Genomic DNA, 21,774 nt, shown 5'->3' with positions numbered 1-21,774 from the left:
TTGCGTAAAGCGGATTGTTGGTTTCGACGCCGAAAACAAGGTCGAAGCGATATACGCGATGGATAGGGTTATGCATGGAGCCAATGCCTCCATGCACCTCGCCTCATCTCCAATGGCCGTGTTTACAGATGTCGCCGAGCTTGTCGCGGTAGTCCGGCTCCGGCGTTCCGTCCGCCTTCAACAGGATTGCGTCTGAACCGCGGTGCCCGAACCAAAGCACCCCAATGGCGGGTATACGCAACGACTCGAGCGACTCTTTTGTCTTGTACACGGCGTCCGGCTCGCTGTCGGCCGTGAAGACTAGGTCGCGTACTCATAAAATCCTGAACTACAGCGCCATCATGCGTGATGTCCGCTTATCCCCCAACAGCAGCACAAAAGCGGACATCGCGGGAGGTCCGAGAAGGGCCAGGAGCTGCCATGCTCGCGTCGACTGCGGTTTTCCGATTGAGAGTTTCGACGAGCTTGCGGGTGATTTATGCAGAAATTCCCGAAAGCCCTAAAGCGGCCGCAAAGCTGATCAGTCTAGCGTCGGCGTTACGCCGTCTCTAAAGTATTTTGATCAACATCCGAACATTCTACTCAGATGATCGAAGAATACAGCTCCGAGCGCGCTCTCGACTTCTATGCCGATAACTACGATATCGTCGGGCAGTGGGTATTGAAGCACGGCGAGCCCACGATCGTCGTTGGCGATACCAAAAGCCGTCGGTGCCGTTTCTGCGGCTTGAGCGCGCCACAGGTAACATTCAAGAAGCAAGCACACGCCATTCCAGAGATGCTCGGTAACCGAACTCTGCTATCGGCTCATGAGTGTGACGATTGCAACGACGCGTTCGGACGCGGGATTGAGAACCAGTTCGGCTATTGGTCCAAGCCATCCCGACTTTTCGCTCGAACAAAAGGAAAATCGGGCATTCCGACAATCAAACAAGGGCCGGACGGCGGATGGCGCATCGAGCCGCGCGACACTGGCATCGAAATGATGCACGGTGCCGAAAACGCTGTGATGGACGTCGACGAGGCAGCGAAAACCTTGACGTTTCGCATCAATCGCGACTCTTACGTGCCGATCGCGGTACTGAAGGCGCTTGTAAAGATGGGGCTGTCGCTGATTCCGGACGCGAACGTAGCCGATTTCCGGACAGCCTTTGCCTGGATCAAAGACGCCGATCATCGAAATGAGATTTCGATGGCACAGAGTGTCCTTTGGACATTCGTGCCTGGTCCAACAGCAGGCAACACGATTTCGCTGTTGGTGCTCAGACGCAAGAACGACTTCCTGAAGTTACCCTTCATGATGTTCAATTTGCGCTACGGCAACGACTCGTTTCAGATCTTGCTACCCAGCCCTGAGAAGGACTGGGCAATCGCAGGGAGTTCAATCGGTTTACCGCCGTTTCCGGTTTCCGTGGATGACAATCCGGCGCTACACGGTCAGCCGATTCGACGCCGAGTCGATCTTTCCGGGAGCGCAGTGGTGACCGGCGAGGAAGTGACGATCCAGGCCACTTACGACGAACCGAAGAAGCTGGACCCTGAAGTCGAAAGTGTGATCGATCATTGAAGTCGGTCAGTGCAATTCGCGCGCTTCGTCAAACGCTCGGCGAGCCGCTTCGGTCCGCGCGGCATGGCAAAGACCAGTGGCCTGTCGGTATCGACGGTGCAACGCATCTGGCGGGCCTTCGGGCTTCAGCCGCACCGGATGGAGACGTTCAAGCTCTCGACCGATCCGAATTTCGTCGCCAAGGTGCGCGATGTCGTAGGCCTCTACGTCTCGCCGCCGGAGCACGCCATCGTGCTGTGTGTGGATGAGAAGTCCCAAATCCAGGCGCTGGACCGCAGTCAGCCGATGTTGCCGATGCGTCCCGGCCAGCCGGCCCGAAGGAGCCATGACTACACGAGGCACGGCAACACATCGCTGTTCGCCGCCCTTGACACCGCGACCGGACGGGTCATCGGCAAGTGTTACGGACGGCACCGTGCCGCTGAGTTCCGCAAGTTCCTGGACCAGATCGAGGCCGCCGTGCCACGCCAACTCGACGTCCATCTCGTCATGGACAACTACGCCACGCACAAGACCCCGCTGATCCGGCGATGGCTAGCGAAAAGGCCGCGTTGGCACGTGCACCTGACCCCGACCGGTTCATCATGGCTCAATCAGGTCGAGCGCTTCTTCGCGCTCCTCACCGATAAGGAGATCAGGCGCGGCATCTATCGCAGCGTAGCCGCCCTCAGAGCGGACATCGCCTCGTTCATCGACAAACACAACGCCGATCCCAAACCGTTCCGATGGACCAAATCCGCCGATGACATCCTTGCTTCTATCGAGCGCTTCTGCCGATACAATGCTCCGGCAAAACACGACGCGATATTGCGAACTTCTGGTTCAGGACACTAGCGGACATGCACATGCGGCAACTCGTAGTCGACGAGCCGCAGCTCGGTGGGAAAGCCGAACAGGTAGAATTGCGCACCCACGTCGCCCTGCCAGATGTCGTCCTCCACCAACGGCAGAAACGCCGATTCCAGGTTCGGTGAGCCGTAGTTCTCCGGCGCGAACTCCATGGCACAAAGATCCTTGAAGTCCTCGTCGGTCGTGCCGTCGTCGTCGGTCGCGAACACGAAGCGAGATCCGGACACGAGAATCTTCCCCTGTTCGATCGCGATCGTGACGTCGTTCGGAGCATAATCTCTGGTCTGATGCCGACACCAGACGAGGAAGCACCGGTTTCCGAGCCGCACCGCTGTCGTGGATCCCAGCAGCGAGTACGGGATGGCTTCGTCCCCCGTCAAACAGAATATCTGCTTGGTATAATTCGCCAGCGTCTTTTCGACCTGTCGTCCAGCTACCTACAATCGGCCGACGCGCACGGCCGACGCCGACATCCATTCCGGCAAGCTCCGAATCATCCAACATCCTAGCTTATCCGGACAACCGGCGGCCGTCGACGACGGCCGGATCAATCCAACCGGCGATGTTCGGGCCGCAGGTTTTGGTGATGCAATTCGATCATGGCCGGAGAAGTGAAACTGGAAGAGCTTGCGAAGCTCGGTTATCTCGACGTCAACGCCCTTTCCGGACGCGCGCTCAGATTGCTGCCGCTATGAGAAATGGCTTCAATGGTTCGATGGACCGGACGGTCGGCTGGTTCCGATCCGCATCGTCGACACGGCACAATCGCTGTACGTCACCAACACCAAGCCCGCCAGCGAAGCCGATCTTTGGATCCCGCTGATCGAGCTCATCTGGCAGCGCTTAAGCTACCGCGATCTCGTCGGATTTACGCATGCGCTCGAGGACGACTTTCATCTGCTCGCGACCAGCGCAGCGAAGCTCGAACATTTCTACGCGGTGCGGGATTCGTTGAGCCACAGCTTCACCGCCTCGTTCGTCCGCGCCGAGGTGGAGTACATATTGATCGTGGCGCGCTCGATCTTCGACCTGCTGCAGGAGGTCGTATCCCGCTTCTGGAACGATCACATCAATCTGCTCGACGAGCCCCGTAATCGCCTCAAGAAGCAGAACCGCCTGCCTCCCGGCTTCGCGCGCGTCGTCTTCGCCAACGACGCGCCTCGGACAGCGCAGGAGCTCACGGACAGGTTCGCTCTGCCGCCGACGTTGGCCGAACAGTACGTGAGGCACGCCGGATTCTTCGCGTCTCTGCGTGCCGCGCGCGACCACATCATCCATGGCAGTTCCAATCCCGGCACCATATTCGTGACCGAGCGGGGCTTCGCAGTCGATCCCAAGTCGACACTCTACTGCGAGTTCCCGTGGACCGCGGAGCACCACTACAACGAAAACATCGTCTCGTTGATGCCCTGGATAGCGAACATCGTCGTCAAGACCATCGCGTCCTGCACGGATATCGTCGGCGCGCTTGGCCACGAGATCAAGCTCCCGGACGAGTTGGCGCCGGGCTATCGCGTGTTGCTTAGGGACCCGATGAATTCAGCTCTGATGCGTCTGCTTGAAGCAATCGATGGAAAGAGCGTGTGGTGGGACGAGCCCGCCGATCCACAGCCCGCCGCGCCCCAAGCGGAAGATCCGCCGCAGGATTCGGCCGAATCGTGAATCGCTTCTGCCATCGGCACTGCATGCGGCTCGCCCTGCCGACGTTACGAAGTGCGCTATGCCGCGGGTTGGGCGGCCGAGTCCTGGACCGCCAGCCTCCTCCCCGTGGCAAGCGTGGTCCGTTCTCTTTGCAACAGCGCGAGCGCGCGGTCGATGATTTCGTTGCCGGCAGCGCGGATTACTCGGAGCGACGGCCCGCTTACGTCGTAGGTCGGAAACAACTCCATCCAAGCCGACGTGACGTCCACAGGAAAACTACCGTAGTCGCCGCCCTCGTTCTTGAAGGCGTGGCCCATGAAATAAAGTCGGACTTCCTCATCCATCGCGATGCGCCGACATTCCGTCTTGAAGCGATGGCGCCATCCGTGATTCGGAGCCACCGATCCTTATCCTCGCCGACGTGCTCATGGAATCCCGCACCGCCCTTTAGAATGGCGTACATTTCGCCGTCACGAAGATCCTTTTCCCGCAACCGTTCCTCGGGTTTGCCGCTCACCTTCACGGAGTCGCAGGGATTGGTCTCGACAAGTCCACCGTATTTGGCGGAATTGAAGATCGCATTGATCGAAGCGAAATAGCCGTCCTTGACGCGGACAGCGCTCAACGGCTTTCCGCGAACCTTCCGATCGCGCAAGGAACCGATCCAGCTTCGTATGTCGTCCGCGGTAACGCACGCGACTTCATCATGACTCACAAACGCGATGAACTGATCCATACACGGCGCGCGAGGAAGGAAATGCAGGACAACGGCTATGGTTCGACGCTGCACAACGCCTGCGCCGCGACCTTGAGCGAATTCATGAACATGTCAGCGATCGACGTGCCGGTCACGTTGGGCGCCGGGAATCTCGCACGCCGCATCAAGGCACGCGGATGGAATGCCGTCACGGTCGGAAATCAGCGCGCGGGCGACGTCGCAGTCGCGGTGAACGATGTGCATATCTTCCTCGTGGTGCAGGCCGTAGATCACGACGTCATGATCATCGCGGACAACCAAGCGCCGGCCCCTCATCGTCGCAAGGCAAGCGGAGATCCCAAACTCGATCATAGTCCCGTGGCCTACTTGCTGCGCGCCGATGGAGCTTCGGCGCCGGCTTCCAATCCGGAGATGCAGCTTCAAGCCGTCCCACCTGATGCGGACGCATATCCGCAGGGCGACGAAGACACGGGTGGTCTACGCGAACCTTTCGAAGATAATGGGGAGCGGAAGCAGTAAGCTTTTGGTGCTCTTCTCGGGTTGAAATCGGATGCTCTTCTGCAAGATGCGGCGGGATGTCGATTTCGCCGCGATGATCTCTCGCGACCACGCTCGTCCACGAACTCGGGAGCCGACCCCGCTGCGAAAAGCGGCGAGGCCAATCGCCTCGCCGCGCCTTCAACTCGACCGGATTCCGGAGTCGCTGACCCGAGGATTCGGATTCTCTGTTCCCACGCGCCGCACCTAGAAAAGCTCCGGATTAGTAGTACGCTCGTCTTCCGATCCCATAGGAGTTCGCCGGCGATGACACAGGTGTTTGCAGACATTCAGAAGAAGGATCTGCAATCGTTCGCTTCCCTGTTGGCGGATCTGATCAAGCGTGGGCAATCGTTTGCGTTCTTTCTAGGCGCGGGTTGCTCGGTGAGCTCCGGGGTCCTTCCGGCTAGCACCCTGACGCTTCAATGGATTCGAGAGCTCAAACGTCATCAGACAGGAACTTCGCTCGACGCCGAGAAGTGGTATTCCGAGCTCCATCCAGATTTCGACGCCAAAGTGGCAGGCCGCTTCTACGGGCGTGTCATTCAAGAGAGATTTCCCAATCTGGCCTCGCGACGAATGGAAGCTCAGCGCTTCGTTTCGAACAAGGATCCGGGATTCGGGTATGTCACCCTTGCCGGCCTCATGTCCGACATAGTGCTCGGCCCGCGCACGAATGTCGCGATAACGACCAACTTCGACGACCTGCTCTACGATGCCCTCCATCTGTTTTACGGATCGAGACCGCTCACGATTTCTCACGAGGACCTCTTCAGATTCGCCCTGCCCGAGCTCAAGCGTGCCATCATCCTCAAATTGCATGGCGACGCATTTTTGGAGCCTCGCCATACCGAGCTGGAAACGAGCGTCCTGCCGGCGGGAATGTCTTCTGCCGCTACCAGTCTCTTGATGAACAGGGGTCTGGTGTTCATGGGCTACAGCGGCGGCGACCGCAGCATTTCCTCCATGCTCCAGTCGCTCCCGCCCGAAGCACTCCCCTACGGCGTCTTTTGGGTCAATACGGATCCACCCTCCGATGCAGGTCTCGCCCGATGGCTGGAGAAAAGCGGGGCGGTATGGGTCCAGCATAGGGATTTCGATCTGGCGATGCTGGCCGTAAGCCAGCACTTCGGCGGCCCCCGTCCCAGCAACAAGCGCTTCAAGCATCTATTGGAAGATTATGACGAGTCCCGAGAGCAACTCGAGCGCAAAGCCCAGATCAAACGCACTTCGAAGCGTTTCAACATGGACGATTTCATTAGTCGTATCCGGGCAATGATGAGCTCCGATCGCGCGGCAATCATAGCGGCACTAGACGATGCCGTGTCGCTGAACCCGAAAAATGCAACGCTATTGGGCTTCTGTGCCCAACAGAAGCGCCGGCTGAAGGACAACGAAGGCGCCCAATCTCTATATGAGGCGGCCTTGTCGGTCGATCCTGACAACGTGCAGTGCTTGTGCCATTACGCAAGCTTCGTTCTAGACACCAGCTCGAACACCAAGGAATTTCCCGACCCACTTGCCTTTTCCAGATCCCTCTTGAGGCGCGCATGCGCGAGCGAGCCCTACAACGCATTGGCCCTGGGTTCGTATGCGAGCTTTTCCTGGACGCGCGACCAGAATGCGAACGTTGCCGAAGACTATTTTCAGCGAGCTCTGCAGGCCGACCCGGGCAATTCGGAGACGTTGGCAAGTTATGCGAACTTCCTTTGGCGGAGCGAAGGGTCGGCTCGCTTCGAAGAGGCGCTCGAATACTACGAGCGGTCGCACGCCATGAACCCGGCCAGCTTCAGAACGCTGGCGAACTACTCGCAGTTGTTGTTTCTTACCGACGACAAAGGTCGAGCACGGGACTATGCAATCACCGCTCTGAAAAAAGCGCCCAGCGACGCAGTCCGACTGGAAGCAGCGTTCTATCTCTTCTGCAACGACAGGAAGGAGAACCGCTCGCCATATCTCAAATCCATGCGCGCGCTCATAGATGCCGGTGTAAGATCACCCCACTGGGACCTTTCGCCAACCGTCAATCAAGCAGTTTCTCAAAGCCACGAAGATGCAATTTTGATCGGCGCGCTCGCGCAAGTGATATCGCACGGCACGTCCGACAAGGGTTTGAGTGGTTTCATCGCCTGGGAAAAAGCACGTCTAGAACCGACTGGCGCGCCCGAGAAGATTTGAACTTCCGACCGTTCTCTTAACCAGAGACCGCTCTACCACCGAGCTACAGGCGCATCGTCGGGAGCATATAAGCAACATTCTCGCTGTTCAACAACCGGGAGGCCGCCTTCCGGCGATCAAATCCCCTGGGGTGAAAAGACAACCAAGGTCGTGCACCATCCGAGCGTTGGTCCGACGCTCCGTTCGAAGCCAAGCGCGGGAGGCAGTTGCGGCCGGCACGCTTTGCGTGTGTACTGCGTACCTCGACCATTTGGATCTTCATCAACGGGGCACGCCGTGAAAAAGCGATTTGATCGACCCTATTTCCTTTGCTCCCTTTTGTCGCTCGTCGTCTTGGCCATCTCGCTCGTAGCTTCGGCGCGATCCGGATACGCTCAAGCGCTCCCCGCGCCCCTGTTGCAGAAGGGAGCCTCTCCCGTCGATTGGTGGTTCGTCTTCAAATTCAACACCAAGTTCTTTCCGGGATGCCTAACGACCTCGAAGCGCGCGTGCATATTCGGCGGGGACGTTCAGGATTATCCAAAAGGATTCGGCCTCCAGTCGATTTCGGCCAGTAGCGCAAATCCGACCCTACACAACGACAACGGCTGTCTCGGCGAGTCGACGAACGATCCGATCGGCGCCACTTTCGATGAGATCTACAACGGCGAGTACAGCTACGTAATCTGGAACGACCAATTCTACGACGATCCGGACCTGCCCGCTTGCAAAGGAAAGACGTCGTGCAACGCTCCGTGGGGCCACTCGAAAGGAGTTTTGGCTTGGAACGACCAAGGCGAGGGGCTGGTCATGCAGGTGTCGACGCCGAACTGGCCTGGTTCAGGATCTTCCGACTTCCCGAGGAAGAACGGTAACACTCTCGGGTGCATCACCGACAACACCGGCAAACCTCAGAACAACGTGTGGGTCAGCCAGCATTTTTTCGCTCTCCGCTTGAACAAGGCCGACGTCGTGACCGTGCTGCGCGCGCTCCAAAGAGCCAGCGTCGTCACTCAGGCCGGCGCCCACCCTGGCAGTCAATCTCAAATCATCAGAAACGGCGGCCCCGGCGACATCCAAAAGCTGGTGTCCGAACTCGGAAAGCTGTCGGATGACGACGCGTTGCTGAACGAGAAGCTGTCAACCGGCGTTCAAATCATCGCAAAACCTCCGAGCCTGCACGTGCCCCCGTGGCAGATGGTTTCGGCAACCCTCGGCGGCACGCCTTTGACGGTGGCGACGTGGTTGATCGGCAACGGCAAAATCGACGACTACAAAGGAGGCCGTCCCAAGTGTTGGGACTCGACGCTGGGCCCCTCCGGCGCGGTCACCAACTCCGATACCGGAACGTGGCTCAAGAAGGTCTTCGGATTGACGGGCGGCCCAAGCCCCGACCGGAATCACGCGAAGATCGGCGTATCCACGCCGGCCAAGTATGCGGTCTTCGGTGATTTGAATCAGGAGGGGGCGCTTACCGAACCCTGCGACGTTTCGCAAAACACACGGGGAGGCATGTTCTTCGTCGTCGAAAACAAAGCTCTCTCCACCTCTCTCGGCGGCATGATGAACGTCGATGAGGCCCTCAAGCTGGCATTCGTCTCCGCCGCCCGCTTTTCGCCGGTCCGAACGCTCGTACAACCGGCCTCGCAAATCGAAAGCAAAAGCCAACATCTCAAGCCCGTGGCCGTACATCACAAGAAGATCCGCAGGCGACGACGGTAGCGATCCGGCTCAACGTACCCTCGAACCGCCATCCGAGCACGCGGCGACGATGGCCAAGACGTCGTCCAGGGAAGTCGCCGTCGTGCTACGGTCGAATGCCCCCCGAAGCTCTTCGATCGACAGCTTCTCGAGCTGCACCGGGAGATAGCCTGGGACCTGATCGAACTTCGTCCGCAGCGAGCGGATGATCAGCTCGGCCGTGGTTTGGCGCCGAGCGCGATCGATGGCCGAGCGGATCAGAGTGCTATCTTCGAGATCGACCGAGATACCCATCTTATCTCCGCATAGACACACGGACCGATACGTCGCAAGCCCGAGTGCAGGCTCAAGTATCGCGTTATCGACCGGACTATCGAGGACTGGTAAAGACCGCAAGACGCTGGCCGTCGACATCGTAGGTCGCCACCAGGGTGGCGGCAAACTCCGTCTTGCCGCTGTCCGGACTGATGCGCCAGCCGCGTCCGAGAGCCATGGAGCTCTTCCGACCAGCCTTCTTGACGGACTTGTCGTTGCTGACGGCCTTCGTCGACTTCGTGTTGGCCTTCTTCGTCGTCTTAGTCACGTCACTGTCTCCTTTTTCATCAAATGCGATATCGATCGCGTTTCAGCCTACGTGCGCGATCGGTTGGGTCCTCCGGATCGGTGGATGCCGGTCGCGGATTTCATCGCGGCGAGCTAGTGCAGCCTGCCGGCACACAGCTTTCTCACGTCCTCCTTGATCGCTAGGTCGGCCAAGAGACGAAGAACGAAGGCGGGCAGCCGCGGCGACTTCGCAAGATCGTCGCGTCCGTTCGCGAATCCATGGCGATAGGATTGCGAACGGTTGGCCGACGGCTCGGGGGAATCCTCCTTGCGGCCGTCGAGATAACCTTCCGTCATCTCCCCAACGAACATTTCCTCGAGCTCGCGATCCTCGTCGTTCACTTCAGCATCCCCTCGATCTTGAGCACGTCGTCGGGCGAATTCAGAACCAGCATGCGGATGCCGTGGTCCAGCTCGGCGGCGTTCGGCTGTTTCCAAGGCAGATAGGGCTCGCAGATCGGATCGATGATCCGCTCGAGTTCGACCGAGTAGTCCTGGACGAGGTCCCAGCCGCTCTCGTCGAAGATCAGCCGCAGCCAACGGCGCTCCTTGCCCTTGTGCACGTGCATCTCCGCGATCTCGATCTGCCACAGGTACTCGAGAATCCCGTTTCGATCGTCGGATCGCACGAATTCGGGTTCGATCTCCTGGAGGTCGCAGGTGATGGTGTAACCATCGGCCAGCAACGCATCGACGAGCTTGGTCGCGATCTCGCGATCGATGCGACGCACTTCGCGTCTTTCCGCGACGCGCTCGAGTCGCTTATCGAAGGCCTGGTCGCTTGCGACCCGGCCTTCCCAGTAATGGCCCGAGACGCGCAGGAATTGCGCGGCGATCATGTCCATGCCGAGCATCCGATCCAGTTCGGGCTGCTGCGACTTCAGGACGGTCGCGTGCAGCTGCTCGGTCCAATACGGAAGTGCGAGAGGCTGCGCCTTTTTGGAATGCGCCTGCCACACATAGTGGACGAAGGAGCCGTAATCCTCTTCGGCTAGGCGGGTCTCCCAGGCATCGTCGTACCCGAAAGCGATCTTCATGGCTTCCACCGCGGACAGCCCGCGGGCGATCACGAGGTCGTCACGTTCGACGTCGTCGACGGGGATATAGGCGGTGTAAGTGTCGGTCATATGGTCACCTTCGGCGTTTCCTTGCGGGCGAGATCGGTTTTCTTCCATGCGATAAGCTGCGCTTCCTTGCGGCCGAACCATTCCCAATCGACCGCATCCTCGAAGGCCTTCTGGGCATCGAGGCGCATGCATTGATCGATGGCCGCTTCATCGATGATGGAGCCATCGACGAGCGATTCCAGCAGAAACGACAGTTTCCTCTCGTCCCAAAGCTGAAGCGGAATTTCGATCCAGGATTCGACTTCGGCACGGCTTCGCTTTCGAGCCATTGCGCGAGTCGCGGCACCCGTCGTGTTCCAGCGCGATCATGAACGCGCGGAGGATGTTCACGCCGCGCGCGACCACTTCCTCGTGGTTGCCGCGGTCGAGCAGCAGCGTGTAGGTCTTTTCCATCGCTCCTTCCCCTAGCCGTACGGATGCCGACCGGCGTACTCGACGTCGGTCTCGGCGCGCCCGCGCCAGAAGACGCCCGTGTTCTCGAGCAGCAGCCGTTCGAACGTGCGCCGCGCGCGCTCCTCGTCGTGTTCGGAAAAGGGCGGCGAGCGCACGAAGACGAACTTCAAGCATTCGAAGCCGCTGTCGTCGGCCAGTTCCCGTCCGATCGAGAAGCAGCGGCCTCGTCCGACGTCCCGCTGGTGGAGGACCGCCTTGCCGGCGCCGTCGTGCTCGATCGCGCGCGTGAGCGCCTGTCCCAGCGGAAATGCCGTGCGCGACGATCTCCTCCTCGCCGGCGTCGTTCTCGATGGACATGGTGTAGGTGGCGGACTTGGTGGCGGCGAACTCGGCGCCGGCGAACTTGGCGTAGACGACGTTAGTCATGGTGTTGCTCCTCAAACCGCATAGCGCGGCAATTTCTCGATTTCGCGCAGCGCAACCAGCGGCCAGGTGTCGCCGTAGCTGTCGGCGACCTTCGTCCCGGCGTGCCCCTGGATGATGTTGCGGACGTCCTCCGGCATCCCGACGAAGCGGGACACCGTCGAAAAACGATGGCGCCAGCCGTGGTTGGGCGCGACGCGCTCGTCGATCCCGAGCGAGCGGACCCCACTTGGCCAGGCGCTCGCCGACCTTCTTGTGGTGCGGATTGGAATCCTTGCCGCCGCGGCTGCGCGCGGGGTCGTAGAACAGCGGCCGCGTACCGCGCGACTTGACGTAGTCGAGGAGGCCCTGCTCGATGATGTGGCTGTGCAGCGGCACTTCGCGGAATTCGCGCGTCTTGTTGTTCTCGGCGCGGATGCGCATCATGACGATGCCGTCGCGCACGACGATGTCGCGTCCGATCATCGAGGTGATCTCGTTGACCCGGGCACCCGAATACGTACATAGCCACGGGACCAACGGCGCGCGGCCGCCATCTCGACGCTGATCTTGTCGGAGAACTTGAGCTTGGTGGCCGAGAGGATGGTCTCGGCCTCATTGCCGTCAAAACCCTTGTCGCGCTGCTGGGGAGCCTTGCGGACCTTGACGCCGGCGGCGGGATTTTCGGCGAGATCTCCCTGGTCGACGGCGTACTGCAGGATCGGGCGCGTACCCGCCTTGTAGACGTCGCGGACCGTCACCGTCTTCATTCCGGCCTCGATCAGCGAATCCTTCCAGGCGACGATGTCCGCGCGCGAAATCGCTGCCGCATCGTCGTGGCCGAGGAAGCCGATCAGGCGATCGACCACCGGCGTCCACCGCTTGACCGTCGGCGGCGGGACGGCCGATGACATCCTCGCGGACGTCACCACATGGGGCGCGACGAGCGCGAGCAAAGACACCGGACGCTCGGCAGGAAGTCAGGCGACACCGGGATGGCGACCGGCGTTTCGACGGCAACGCCCTTGAGTTGCGCCCACTCGCGCTCGAGCCGAGCCGTCGCTTCTAGATTGAGGATGCGGGCCGAAACCGGATCGCGCGTCTGCAGCGAGAACTTGATCTCGCTCTTGCCGACGATCGCTTTCAGCTGCTCCGGGACGCGCTTGCGGAACTGATAGATTCCGCTGTCCGGATCCCGCTCGGGTGTTGAGGCTGCGCTAACCATGTCTGCCGCGATCGACCTTCGTGTACTGACGTTGTGTACCGATTGTCGTCCGGACCAGACGCAAAAAAACCCTTCAGATCAAGGGTCGCGGATTTTCGGAGGTTTTCGAAGCTGCTGGCGGAGAGGGAGGGATTTCTCACCCAAGTCACGGTCGAGTTCGCGGCCCAGTGTGTTACCGACCACGACTACTTTGCCGAATTTTACCGATTGAGAGCGGGACTAAGGAATATGATTCCTGTGTTCAAGAGCTACGCCGTGGCGGATCGCATATATGTGCCTGGGATGCCGATCGCCCCCCAACGATTCACAATTGCTCCTCAAGCTCTCGGCAAAGGGGAGTGATTCGTCCTATTCGTACGCCACAGCTACCCAGCAGCCCTACCTGCGCTCTAGCTCTCTTTCTTCGTTGAGAAGGCTACGATCTTATTGCCGTAGACCGATCACGGTTCGGGGCGGAGGCATGGGTGGCAAGGACGAAAAGGGCCGGATCGAGGCATTAGAGTCGCTGGGTAATCTGAAAATGCCGCTGACCACGAAGCGCCGCCGCAAGAACCGTGGCATGCCGCCGCCCGCGACGTTCGATATCGATACGCTGCCAGGAGGCTCCAATTTGACGGCATTGGAAACGGCCGCGGTCATCCGGCGCACACCCGGGGCGCTGGAACAGTGGCGACGCGATCCGAACCACCCGCTGAAATGGCGCTACGTCGACGGCCGCCCACTCTATCGTGTCGACGCGGTCCGCGATTATCTGGCCAGATGCGACAAGGCCGCTAAGCCGTCTCAGCCGCATAATGTTCACGGAGACGGCCGAGCAGTTCTGCCTTGATCGGGTCGAGCGGATTCGTCCGCTGCAGGCGCACGACCTTGCCGACCCTGATCGCGCCAACCAACTCCGCGACATAATCATGAGCTGCTTCGAACGCCATTTTGCGAATGATCCACTGTTCGTCGTGATTGTAGACTTGATCGATACCGCCGGGCTTTTGCCCGACACACAATCGCTGGATCTCGTTGTCGTAGCCGCAGCGTGACATGATGGTACGCAGACTGCGCCTCAAGTCATGCATGGTGAACTTGGCAACACCCGCTTCCTTGACCAGCCGGTTGACCATCTTGGTAAAGCCCGACATCTGGCCACCGGTCTTTGGTGACGGGAAGACATAATCGGACGTGGCGCGCTGGAAATGCTTCGCGGCCGCGAGCACCTCATCAATAAGGTGAGTGCGCGGCACATCGTGGTGCAAGCCCATCTTGGTCCAAGCCGCATCGAAGGTGATGCGATCGTCCATGACGTGCTTTTGCCATTCGATCATGGTCGGCTCACTCCGGCGCGGGCCACCGAGCAGGCACGTCCTCACCAGAAGCCCAAAGGTGCCGAGCTTGCCGGATGCATGCCAGACCTTAATGATTTCGTCATCGGTAAGTGCACGGCCCTTCGTTCGGCGTCCGACCCTTTGCGCGCGGGTTTCCTTGGGCTCGCGATAGCCTGCGAGCACATTGTGGTCGACATAGCCCTCGCTGACGCACCATTCGAGGAACGTGTGGGTGTGCTTACGCAAGTCCTTGGCCGCGCCACGCTTACCGGTATTGGTAACCTTCTCAACCGCGGCCATGATTTGCCGCCGAGTAAGGTCCCCCACACCGTTCTTAGTGTGCTCCTTGAGCCCGCGCCGCAACGCCGACATGGCTGGCTTCCAGTTGACGACCTGCCGCCCGGTTAACGACGCCTGGTAGGGACCATTTTCGACAATGAGGTCCGCCAGCGTGGTGCGCTGCTTTTCGGCCGCCTGTTGCCGCCTCGCCTCGCGTTTCGCGTCATTAGGGTCCGTGCCCTTGAACACCTCGCCAGCGGCAATAGTGGCGGCCTTGCGCGCAACCTTCTCATTATACTTGGGCCATGGGCCGAGCGTCTTGCGCTGGGTCCCTCTCACTCCCGGCTTGGTGAAGAGGTAAACCCAGGTCCGGCCGCCGGTAGCGCGCATGCGCAGCGCGAGGCCGGGCAGCTTATCGTCGTGGAGATAATGCTGCGCCTTGCCGGGTGGCATCGTGGCGCTGCGGATCACCGCGTCGGTCAGTGTCAGTTGGTTGCTCGGCTCCGGCATGATCCCTACGCTCCTCGTCACGGTGTGCCCCCGCGGGCGCCCGGATCATTCAAGTGGCGGGAAAGCAGCATTGAATTTTCTTCGCTTTTCCGCCCCGGGGCACACGAGCATGGAAGGACGGTGCCTTCGAGAACAAAGGAGGCACAGACCCTTCCACGAATTGTGTGCCCCACGGGAAAATCCGTGGTGGGCACAACAGGGGCACACAAAATGCAGTTTGGTCGCTTGTGGCCCACTGAGGCCAAATCAGACACAAGCCACTGTAATAAAATGAATTATTCAGACGAAACTGTGGCCGGGCGTGGTCAAGTCGGACCTACAGATTGTGGTTCACACGGGAGAGGTCCAAGGTTCGATCCCTTGTGCGTCCACCATTCCCCATCCTGAGTAGCCGGGGTGCGGACGATTGTTCGACATTCCGGGTGCCGTTCGGGACCGCCGCATAAAAAATGTCGAAAACAACCCCATGCAAAGGAGCCGCGGCTGACCTTGGTTTGTCGAACCGTTCGGGCTCATTGCCGACGGCGGTGCGGCGTCGATGACGGGTTGGCGGTGCGGCGGCTGAGTTCGCCGAGCAGGTCGCGCACGGCGCCGTCGAGCTCATCGGGTGGGGTGACGGGTTGCGCGGCGGGCGGCCAAGGCCGGCCGCGGGCGGAAATGTCGTCATTCGCAGCGAGCAAGGCTGCGGCTTCATCGTGCCCCGGCGTCGCCTGACGCCGCGAGCGGCGCACCTGCGGAGATGACCGCCGCTTGCGGCGCGAGATCAGCTCGCGGACGCCGTACCCCGATACGAACCCGATCCCGGCGACGAGAACGACAATCAGAACTTCCAGCATTGTGCTGTCCCCAATCACCCTGCCGCGATGCAATATGCGCGACAATGCGGCGGCGGCTTGACCGGGCCGGTTCCTTTTCACTGTATCGAGCACAACCCTGCCCTACGGAATCGTACGGGGTTTTATTTGCAGGCCTCCTCGGCTACCTTCCGGGAACTCGCGGGGGCCGGGGAGTCTCGATGCGCAAGAGCAATGACTACATTCTGAGGCTGAGGCCTTGGTCATTGTCGACATTCGTCGTCGCCCTGCTTGCCGTGGTGCTGGCCACCGCGACGCAGGAGATGTTCGCGAGCTTCGGCATGCAGTTCTATTTCGCGGGCTTCGTGCCGGCGATCCTGATCGCCGGCCTGATGGGCGGCGCACCCGCCGGCGCCTTTGCCACCATCATCACCGTTCCGATCGTGTGGTGGGCGTTCATGCCCCCCTATTTCGAATTCGCCTGGCCGACGGCCGCCGACTATGACAGCCTTGCGATGTTCCTGCTGTCGAGCGCGCTGCTCGTCTGTTTCTCGCAGCTCTACCGGGAAGCGCTGGTCATCCTGCGGAAGTAAGCGGCCGTCACACGGCGCGGCCGCGCCCCGGCAGTGGCAAGCCGGTGGCCTGCACGGATCGTCCCGTCCTCAGATCCCGAACATCCAGACCGCGACGATGGTCGCCAGCGTTGCAACGCCGCTGACGGTCCAGCCCACCGCGTAGAACGTGTCCTCGGGAGCGGTGTCGAGCACCGTGTTGGTGGTTTCCGTCACTGATCGCCAGCGCATGGCGTCTCTCCTCGGAACTCCTGCCCAGCCACATAACGCGGCGCGCGGTTCCCGGTTCCGCCCCCTTCGCGATGGACCACGCCGTTCACGCACAGCTCACGGACTGCTGATCGGAGCCGCGGAACCCTGCGACATTCTGTCCCGTTGAGGGGCGCCGGAAACCAACTTGGGAGAACCATCCGATGCGAACACTGATCCTCGCCGCCACGGCGCTTGCCTTCGTCTCGTCCGCCGCCCTCGCACAGGACAAGGCGGGCAGCAGCCCGGCCCCCGCAGCGCAAAGCGGTGACACGGCGGCCAAGGGCGAGGCGACCAAGATGGCGCCGAAGAAGGCGAAGAAGGCCGCAAAGAAATCGAAGGCCAAGACCGGCGCCGCCGCGACCGGGGACGATGCGGCCAAGCAATAAACAGAAACAATCGCGCTTGGTGATCAGCTTGGTGATCCAACCTGGCGATCACGGAAAAGGCCGCCCGCGGGCGGCCTTTTTGCTGTCTCGGTGCGGATGCTGCCTCCGCGCGTCACGTCGCAATCAAGTGTGCCGATCGCTTGCGGTCGTGAGGCTCGAGGTAGCGAATTCGAGTGCGGGAGGGGGAGCGAAAGAGGCGCAGAGCCGATAATCCGCACCGCCATCGGATCGTTCTGAAATTTGACCACCAGCTCCAGTAATTGCTCCACCTCCCGCGCCTTCTGTTGTGACGCGCACGCAGGGGTCACGCATGATCCAAACGGGCTATCACTGCGATGCGGAGAAAGATTCCTCGCAATAGACTTAATGCTGCGCGCCATCGTTGCGCCTGCCCGCGAGCCCGCTCTCTTCCAACCGCTCAGCGAACCAGCGTGACACAGCACCGTCGACGGCGCCGCCGGCATAGACCTCGGACAAGCTCACGCCGTTCGGTCCGACGATCAGGAGAACGCCCATCGCATAGGCAAACCAGACGTTCGGATCGGTCAACCCCAGCAGCTTGCGCTGATCGTGCTCGAGCGGCTGGTGATTGCTCTCCTTGCGTAGTTCGATCGCCAGCAGATTGTTCGGGATGTCGCGCTGATGCACGACGATATCGGGATAGATCGACTTGCCGAGATGGTCGTCGGTCGAGACCGTCGAACCGCGCGGCAGCCGCAGCGTGCGTTCACCGAGCCGATCGTAATTGCAATCGATCTGCCAGCCGGAGAATTGCCGCTCGACATAGACGGCCAGCCGGTGAGTAAGCGTTCGCTCGCCGAGATCGCGCTCCAGCAGGAACATCTCCTGCGCATAGAATTCCTCGACGGCGGCGATCACCTTGTTCAGCTCGGTCTGCATTGGCGCCTCCGACTGGACTGGGCCGTCGCCGCGGCCATTTCAAACTGCGCTCTAGTTGGGGCTGCTACATCTGCACTTCGATCAGCCGCGGTCCCGGCTCGGCAACCGCTTCCGCCAGCGCCTTGTTGAACTCGTCGGCCGTGGTCACCGCCCTGCCCGGCACGCCCATACCCTTCGCGAGCGCGACGAAGTCGAGCGTCGGCCGGTCGATCTTCAGCATGTCCTGCGCCCGCTTGCCCGGCTCGCCGGCGCCGACGCCGTCGAACTCGCCACGCAGGATCTGGTAGATCCGGTTGGCGAACACGATGGTCACGACATTGAGGCCTTCGCGCGCCTGCGTCCACAGCGACTGGATCGTGTACATCGCGCTGCCGTCGCCGACCATGCAGATCACCTTGCGGTCCGGACAGGCGATCGCCGCACCGGTCGCGACCGGCGTCGAGAAGCCGATCGAGCCGCCCATGTTCTGCAACCAGTCATGCGGCGCGGCGCCCGCGGTCGGCGGAAAGAAGCCGCGGCCGGTGGTGACGGACTCGTCCACCATGATGGCATTCTCCGGGATCGCGCACGCGATCGCCTGTGCGATCGTCGCATGGTTGAGCGCGCCGGTCGGCTTGACCAGTTCCGGGTGCTGCTGCGGCTTGACGTCCTGCGCCGTCGCATGCAGCGCAGTGGCGAGCGCCTCGAGGGCTGCGACCGAATTCTCGCCCCAGGCAGTCATGCGATGCACCTCGCAGCCTTCCGCCTTCAGCATGCTCGGCTTGTTCGGATAGGCGAAGAACGCCACCGGATCGTTGGCCTCGACCAGCACGATGTGACGGAAATTCTTCAGGATCGGCAGCGCCTGCTCGATCACATAGGGAATCCGGTTCACCGAGAAGCGGCCTCGGCCGCGCGCCATGCGCGGGTGATAGGTCTGGCCCATCACGGTGCAGCCGGTCTTGCCGGCGATGCGCTCGGCGAGCGCCAGCCCCTGCGCGGTCAGCGCGCTGCCGGTGACCAGCAGCAGCGTGTGCGCGGCATCGCCGTGCAGGATCTTCGCCGCGGTGTCGACCGCCTGCGGCGAGTAGCTCGGGCGCTGGGTGTCGACAGGCGCCTCGGCGACGCCGTCGGCCTCGTTCCAGGCGGTATCCGCCGGCAGGATCAGGGTTGCAATCTGCGGTGGCGCGCTCTTGGCCGCGGCGATCGCGGCCGCGCCGTCGGCTGCGACCGACTTGGCATCCGGCGAGGTGCGCACCCAGGACGACATCGGCCGCGCCAGGCCCTCGATGTCTGACGTCAGCGGCGCGTTGTAGCCGATGTGGTAGGTCGCGTGCTGGCCGACGATGTTGACGATGCCGGAATGGGCCTTCTTGGCGTTGTGCAGATTGGCAAGGCCGTTGGCGAGGCCCGGCCCGAGATGCAGCAGCGTCGAGGCCGGCGTTCCCTTCATGCGGAAATAGCCGTCGGCCGCGCCGGTGACGACGCCCTCGAACAGGCCGAGCACGCAGCGCATGCCCGGGACCTTGTCCAGCGCCGCGACGAAATGCATCTCCGAGGTGCCCGGATTGGTAAAACAGACATCCACGCCGCCTGCGACCAATGTCCGCACCAGGCTTTCCGCACCATTCATGATCTCGCTCCCGTTTCGCGGTGTTCTTGAGGTCGCTCCAGATCAACCATTGTTCATCCGCTTCGTCAAAGGCTTGACCGGACAATGCAGGTATCGCGTGCGGTCTGTTGCCTTTTTAAACCGTGTTGCCGGAAAGTGCCTAAAGTCACCGCTTCGTCGCTTGCGAAACGCCGGCAATTGTGGCCTCTCTGAGCACATATTTGATTGTTCGCGAGGACGACGACGATGCGCCCGATTGCCTTGATGTTTGCCGCGCTCACGATCCTGGCAGCTGCCGGCCAGGCCCAGGCCCAGTTCTTCGACTCCCGGGGCTACAACGGTGACAACGCGCCCTTCTTCGGCGGCAGCGGAAGCGGCGGCGCAAGCCCGATCCCGCGCACCACCGTCAGCTACCCGACCAACTACGCTCCCGGCACCATCGTGGTGAACACGGCCGAGCGCCGGCTCTATCTCGTGCAGGGCAACGGCATGGCGCTGCGCTACGGCATCGGCGTCGGCCGTGACGGCTTCCGCTGGAGCGGTGTCCACCGCATCTCCGCGAAGAAGGAATGGCCGTCCTGGACGCCGCCCTCGCAGATGCTGCGCCGCCGCCCCGATCTGCCGCGCCACATGAACGGCGGCATCGAGAACCCGCTCGGCGCGCGTGCGATGTATCTCGGTTCGACGCTCTACCGGATCCACGGCTCGAACGAGCCGGAGACGATCGGCCAGGCGGTCTCGTCGGGCTGCTTCCGCATGACCAACGAGGACGTCCAGGATCTCTATGATCGGGTCTCGGTCGGCACCACGGTGGTGGTGAAGAACTGATCGCGTCGATATCGCCGGAACCAGGCGCTGCTTTCCAGCACAACGACTGATGACGCCTTGCGTTGCCGCAAAGGTTGCGGCAGCGTTGTCACGATGTCCCAGCCCCGTTCCTCGATCCCAATCTTTTTCGCCGCAGCGCTTACCGCGTGCCTCGTTGACACCACCGTGCCCGCGGCCGCCACCGAGGTGCCAGCGATCGCGGCGCGCCAGCGCAACGAGAAGAAGGTCTTCACCGACGCCGAGATCGTCGAGGGTTTCCTGAAGACCGCGTTCGGCGCCGAATATCATCTCGCCGGGCGCGTCGATCGCATCCGCAAATACGACAGCCCGGTGCGCGTATTCGCCGACGGCAGCCGCGCCGACCGCAAGGCTCAGCTCGCCAAGGTCGTCGCCGACATCCGCGGCAAGGTGCAGCATCTCGACATCGCCATGACCGACAGCAACGATGCGGCCAATGTCGTGGTCAAGCTGGTGCGCGACCGCGAGCTGTACCGCACGATCGCAACCTTCTACGGCCAGGAGCGCGCCAAGGAAATCCGCTCCTCGCTCGACCCGCAATGCCTGTCCGGCTTCCGCAAGAACGAGAACTACGAGATCGAGCATTCCGACGTGATCCTCACCGTCGACAATGGCGATTTCGTCTTCCTCGACTGCGCCTATGAGGAGCTGTTGCAGTCGCTCGGCCCGATCAACGACACCGCGACCGTGCCGTGGACCATGTTCAACGACAGCGTCTCGATGGGCTATTTCGACGTCTACGATCAATATCTGCTCAACCTGCTCTACGACCCCCGCATCAAGCCCGGCATGAACGTGCAGGAGGTCAAGGCCGTACTGCCCGCCGTGCTCACCGACGTCCGCACCTGGGTGGCGAAGGTGAACCATCTGGAGTGAGGATGGCGGCGCGGCGATCGTGCGCGTACTCGCGACATACACCGCCGTCGTCCTGGCGAAAGCCAGGACCCATACGCCGCGGCAGGTGTTGTTGGAGGGACTCGTCGTTCCAGCTTCGCGCAACAATCACCATTCGTGGTTATGGGTCCCTGCCTTCGCAGGGACGACGATGAGGATGGCTCTCGATTCAAGACATCAACACGCGGTGTCATCCCCCGCGAAAGCGAGGGCTTTGCGAAAGTCGATCGCATCGGCGGGAGCTTGGGGGTATTGGTGTGGGTCGGTTGGGTGGCTCGGGTTGGTGAGCCATGATGGCTGGTTTGGTTAGACGACGTGGAGTGGCGTCCTCGCCCATCGCTGGAGATTGATCGCGATCGCTGCGAGTTGGAAGGCTGCCGCATTGCGCGTCAGGCCCCGATAGCGGGCGCGCGCGAGGCCATAGACGCGCTTGAGCAATGCAAACAACGGCTCGATCGGGGCGCGTCGATGCGAGATAACCGCGTTGGGCGCGTCGATGCGAGATAACCGCGTT

Annotated in this window: 26 protein-coding genes, 1 tRNA gene and 1 pseudogene; 11 read left to right on the top strand and 17 right to left on the bottom strand. The window is 61.3% G+C overall.

Features of this window, described 5'->3' with window-relative positions; all coding sequences use genetic code 11:
• Positions 1-586 precede the first annotated feature (586 nt).
• Both BI327_RS43840 and BI327_RS36170 read left to right on the top strand, forming a co-directional pair.
• The gene (locus tag BI327_RS43840) at positions 587-1,567 is read left to right on the top strand and encodes an HNH endonuclease (RefSeq protein ID WP_076866153.1); all 981 of its coding nucleotides are present in this window, start codon (positions 587-589) and stop codon (positions 1,565-1,567) included.
• Between the two features lie 39 nt (positions 1,568-1,606).
• A pseudogene (locus BI327_RS36170) lies at positions 1,607-2,401 on the top strand (IS630 family transposase); the annotation flags it as partial.
• Here the strand turns inward: BI327_RS36170 and BI327_RS36165 are convergent.
• Complete coding sequence (locus BI327_RS36165; protein WP_143271762.1) at positions 2,398-2,643, bottom strand: hypothetical protein; 246 nt, start codon at positions 2,641-2,643, stop codon at positions 2,398-2,400. The pseudogene BI327_RS36170 and the gene BI327_RS36165 sit on opposite strands and share 4 nt — an antisense overlap.
• Before the next feature lie 724 nt (positions 2,644-3,367).
• On the opposite strand from BI327_RS36165, the gene BI327_RS36160 reads away from it, so the two are divergent.
• Entirely contained in the window at positions 3,368-4,078 is a 711-nt protein-coding gene (locus tag BI327_RS36160) for a hypothetical protein (RefSeq protein ID WP_210191245.1), read from the top strand.
• A gap of 56 nt (positions 4,079-4,134) precedes the next feature.
• Here the strand turns inward: BI327_RS36160 and BI327_RS36155 are convergent, their stop codons facing one another.
• On the bottom strand, positions 4,135-4,458 hold the full coding sequence (locus BI327_RS36155; protein ID WP_143271761.1) for a hypothetical protein: 324 nt from the start codon (positions 4,456-4,458) through the stop codon (positions 4,135-4,137).
• 356 nt (positions 4,459-4,814) lie between these two features.
• On the opposite strand from BI327_RS36155, the gene BI327_RS36150 reads away from it, so the two are divergent.
• Together BI327_RS36150 and BI327_RS36145 are read left to right on the top strand one after the other, a co-directional pair.
• Entirely contained in the window at positions 4,815-5,294 is a 480-nt protein-coding gene (locus tag BI327_RS36150) for a hypothetical protein (protein ID WP_076866149.1), read from the top strand.
• A gap of 285 nt (positions 5,295-5,579) precedes the next feature.
• Entirely contained in the window at positions 5,580-7,490 is a 1,911-nt protein-coding gene (locus BI327_RS36145) for an SIR2 family protein (RefSeq protein ID WP_076866148.1), read from the top strand.
• Here the strand turns inward: BI327_RS36145 and BI327_RS36140 are convergent.
• A tRNA-Asn gene (locus BI327_RS36140) sits at positions 7,469-7,543 on the bottom strand. The two genes, BI327_RS36145 and BI327_RS36140, sit on opposite strands and share 22 nt — an antisense overlap.
• Positions 7,544-7,766: 223 nt before the next feature.
• On the opposite strand from BI327_RS36140, the gene BI327_RS36135 reads away from it, so the two are divergent.
• Positions 7,767-9,191 (top strand): deoxyribonuclease II family protein, encoded by a 1,425-nt coding sequence (locus BI327_RS36135; RefSeq protein ID WP_159450520.1) that lies wholly within the window; start codon positions 7,767-7,769, stop codon positions 9,189-9,191.
• Between the two features lie 9 nt (positions 9,192-9,200).
• On the opposite strand, the gene BI327_RS36130 is transcribed toward BI327_RS36135, so the two are convergent.
• The 8 genes from BI327_RS36130 to BI327_RS36100 form a co-directional block, all read right to left on the bottom strand.
• The gene (locus BI327_RS36130; RefSeq protein ID WP_076866146.1) at positions 9,201-9,464 is read right to left on the bottom strand and encodes a hypothetical protein; all 264 of its coding nucleotides are present in this window, start codon (positions 9,462-9,464) and stop codon (positions 9,201-9,203) included.
• Positions 9,465-9,540: 76 nt separating this feature from the next.
• On the bottom strand, positions 9,541-9,753 hold the full coding sequence (locus BI327_RS36125) for a hypothetical protein (protein ID WP_076866145.1): 213 nt from the start codon (positions 9,751-9,753) through the stop codon (positions 9,541-9,543).
• 113 nt (positions 9,754-9,866) lie between these two features.
• A complete protein-coding gene (locus tag BI327_RS36120; protein ID WP_076866144.1) occupies positions 9,867-10,115 on the bottom strand; it encodes a hypothetical protein in 249 nt (82 codons plus the stop codon).
• Entirely contained in the window at positions 10,112-10,900 is a 789-nt protein-coding gene (locus BI327_RS36115; protein ID WP_076866143.1) for a hypothetical protein, read from the bottom strand. Before BI327_RS36115 ends, BI327_RS36120 begins: the two co-directional genes overlap by 4 nt.
• Complete coding sequence (locus BI327_RS43625; protein ID WP_283807833.1) at positions 10,897-11,028, bottom strand: hypothetical protein; 132 nt, start codon at positions 11,026-11,028, stop codon at positions 10,897-10,899. Before BI327_RS43625 ends, BI327_RS36115 begins: the two co-directional genes overlap by 4 nt.
• 19 nt (positions 11,029-11,047) lie before the next feature.
• Positions 11,048-12,181, bottom strand: coding sequence for a hypothetical protein (locus BI327_RS42070; RefSeq protein WP_143271760.1), 1,134 nt, complete (start codon positions 12,179-12,181; stop codon positions 11,048-11,050).
• Positions 12,178-12,651 carry a hypothetical protein gene (locus BI327_RS36105; RefSeq protein WP_076866141.1) on the bottom strand — a complete coding sequence of 158 codons (474 nt, stop codon included), beginning with the start codon at positions 12,649-12,651 and terminating at the stop codon, positions 12,178-12,180. Before BI327_RS36105 ends, BI327_RS42070 begins: the two co-directional genes overlap by 4 nt.
• Positions 12,621-12,920 (bottom strand): DUF6538 domain-containing protein, encoded by a 300-nt coding sequence (locus BI327_RS36100; RefSeq protein ID WP_076866140.1) that lies wholly within the window; start codon positions 12,918-12,920, stop codon positions 12,621-12,623. The genes BI327_RS36105 and BI327_RS36100 overlap by 31 nt, the downstream gene beginning before the upstream one ends.
• Before the next feature lie 460 nt (positions 12,921-13,380).
• Between BI327_RS36100 and BI327_RS36090 the strand changes: the two genes are divergently transcribed.
• Positions 13,381-13,749, top strand: a complete 369-nt coding sequence (locus BI327_RS36090; protein WP_076866138.1) for a hypothetical protein — start codon at positions 13,381-13,383, stop codon at positions 13,747-13,749.
• Here BI327_RS36090 and BI327_RS36085 read toward each other — a convergent pair.
• A complete protein-coding gene (locus BI327_RS36085) occupies positions 13,694-15,025 on the bottom strand; it encodes a tyrosine-type recombinase/integrase (RefSeq protein WP_076866137.1) in 1,332 nt (443 codons plus the stop codon). The genes BI327_RS36090 and BI327_RS36085 overlap by 56 nt on opposite strands.
• A 512-nt stretch (positions 15,026-15,537) precedes the next feature.
• Entirely contained in the window at positions 15,538-15,861 is a 324-nt protein-coding gene (locus tag BI327_RS36080) for a hypothetical protein (protein ID WP_076866136.1), read from the bottom strand.
• Between the two features lie 179 nt (positions 15,862-16,040).
• Between BI327_RS36080 and BI327_RS36075 the strand changes: the two genes are divergently transcribed.
• Positions 16,041-16,412 carry a DUF4118 domain-containing protein gene (locus BI327_RS36075; RefSeq protein ID WP_076866135.1) on the top strand — a complete coding sequence of 124 codons (372 nt, stop codon included), beginning with the start codon at positions 16,041-16,043 and terminating at the stop codon, positions 16,410-16,412.
• Between the two features lie 69 nt (positions 16,413-16,481).
• On the opposite strand, the gene BI327_RS42525 is transcribed toward BI327_RS36075, so the two are convergent.
• Positions 16,482-16,622, bottom strand: coding sequence for a hypothetical protein (locus BI327_RS42525; RefSeq protein WP_159450519.1), 141 nt, complete (start codon positions 16,620-16,622; stop codon positions 16,482-16,484).
• 182 nt (positions 16,623-16,804) lie between these two features.
• On the opposite strand from BI327_RS42525, the gene BI327_RS36070 reads away from it, so the two are divergent.
• Positions 16,805-17,029: a hypothetical protein gene (locus tag BI327_RS36070; RefSeq protein ID WP_076866134.1), complete on the top strand. Its 225-nt coding sequence runs from the start codon at positions 16,805-16,807 to the stop codon at positions 17,027-17,029.
• A 363-nt stretch (positions 17,030-17,392) separates the two neighbouring features.
• Here the strand turns inward: BI327_RS36070 and BI327_RS36065 are convergent, their stop codons facing one another.
• A complete protein-coding gene (locus BI327_RS36065) occupies positions 17,393-17,929 on the bottom strand; it encodes a hypothetical protein (RefSeq protein ID WP_076866133.1) in 537 nt (178 codons plus the stop codon).
• 64 nt (positions 17,930-17,993) lie between these two features.
• Positions 17,994-19,541 (bottom strand): acetolactate synthase large subunit, encoded by a 1,548-nt coding sequence (locus BI327_RS36060; RefSeq protein WP_076866132.1) that lies wholly within the window; start codon positions 19,539-19,541, stop codon positions 17,994-17,996.
• 225 nt (positions 19,542-19,766) lie between these two features.
• On the opposite strand from BI327_RS36060, the gene BI327_RS36055 reads away from it, so the two are divergent.
• Both BI327_RS36055 and BI327_RS36050 read left to right on the top strand, forming a co-directional pair.
• Positions 19,767-20,348: a L,D-transpeptidase gene (locus BI327_RS36055; protein ID WP_076866370.1), complete on the top strand. Its 582-nt coding sequence runs from the start codon at positions 19,767-19,769 to the stop codon at positions 20,346-20,348.
• Positions 20,349-20,441: 93 nt separating this feature from the next.
• On the top strand, positions 20,442-21,242 hold the full coding sequence (locus tag BI327_RS36050) for a DUF2927 domain-containing protein (protein ID WP_076866131.1): 801 nt from the start codon (positions 20,442-20,444) through the stop codon (positions 21,240-21,242).
• A 324-nt stretch (positions 21,243-21,566) separates the two neighbouring features.
• On the opposite strand, the gene BI327_RS36045 is transcribed toward BI327_RS36050, so the two are convergent.
• Positions 21,567-21,774, bottom strand: a 208-nt coding sequence (locus tag BI327_RS36045; RefSeq protein WP_143271759.1) for a transposase, incomplete at its 5' end; no start/stop codon positions are given.

Origin of the sequence: Bradyrhizobium mercantei, from assembly GCF_001982635.1 — a bacterium.
Lineage (GTDB): Bacteria > Pseudomonadota > Alphaproteobacteria > Rhizobiales > Xanthobacteraceae > Bradyrhizobium > Bradyrhizobium mercantei.
The sequence above is the reverse complement of the archived record's forward strand: the minus strand, read 5'-3'. Positions and strand labels throughout refer to the sequence as shown.

Coding starts and splice junctions, on each gene's coding strand:
- BI327_RS36100 (WP_076866140.1), bottom strand. CDS start 12,920: ATGGTTAGCGCAGCCTCAACACCCGAGCGGGATCCGGACAGCGGAATC.
- BI327_RS36065 (WP_076866133.1), bottom strand. CDS start 17,929: ATGCAGACCGAGCTGAACAAGGTGATCGCCGCCGTCGAGGAATTCTAT.
- BI327_RS36055 (WP_076866370.1), top strand. CDS start 19,767: ATGCGCCCGATTGCCTTGATGTTTGCCGCGCTCACGATCCTGGCAGCT.
- BI327_RS36115 (WP_076866143.1), bottom strand. CDS start 10,900: ATGACCGACACTTACACCGCCTATATCCCCGTCGACGACGTCGAACGT.
- BI327_RS36060 (WP_076866132.1), bottom strand. CDS start 19,541: ATGAATGGTGCGGAAAGCCTGGTGCGGACATTGGTCGCAGGCGGCGTG.
- BI327_RS36080 (WP_076866136.1), bottom strand. CDS start 15,861: ATGCTGGAAGTTCTGATTGTCGTTCTCGTCGCCGGGATCGGGTTCGTA.
- BI327_RS36050 (WP_076866131.1), top strand. CDS start 20,442: ATGTCCCAGCCCCGTTCCTCGATCCCAATCTTTTTCGCCGCAGCGCTT.
- BI327_RS42525 (WP_159450519.1), bottom strand. CDS start 16,622: ATGCGCTGGCGATCAGTGACGGAAACCACCAACACGGTGCTCGACACC.
- BI327_RS36150 (WP_076866149.1), top strand. CDS start 4,815: ATGCAGGACAACGGCTATGGTTCGACGCTGCACAACGCCTGCGCCGCG.
- BI327_RS36085 (WP_076866137.1), bottom strand. CDS start 15,025: ATGCCGGAGCCGAGCAACCAACTGACACTGACCGACGCGGTGATCCGC.
- BI327_RS36090 (WP_076866138.1), top strand. CDS start 13,381: ATGGGTGGCAAGGACGAAAAGGGCCGGATCGAGGCATTAGAGTCGCTG.
- BI327_RS36130 (WP_076866146.1), bottom strand. CDS start 9,464: ATGGGTATCTCGGTCGATCTCGAAGATAGCACTCTGATCCGCTCGGCC.
- BI327_RS42070 (WP_143271760.1), bottom strand. CDS start 12,181: ATGATCGGACGCGACATCGTCGTGCGCGACGGCATCGTCATGATGCGC.
- BI327_RS36075 (WP_076866135.1), top strand. CDS start 16,041: ATGCGCAAGAGCAATGACTACATTCTGAGGCTGAGGCCTTGGTCATTG.
- BI327_RS43625 (WP_283807833.1), bottom strand. CDS start 11,028: ATGCGCCTCGATGCCCAGAAGGCCTTCGAGGATGCGGTCGATTGGGAA.
- BI327_RS36145 (WP_076866148.1), top strand. CDS start 5,580: ATGACACAGGTGTTTGCAGACATTCAGAAGAAGGATCTGCAATCGTTC.
- BI327_RS36070 (WP_076866134.1), top strand. CDS start 16,805: ATGCGAACACTGATCCTCGCCGCCACGGCGCTTGCCTTCGTCTCGTCC.
- BI327_RS43840 (WP_076866153.1), top strand. CDS start 587: ATGATCGAAGAATACAGCTCCGAGCGCGCTCTCGACTTCTATGCCGAT.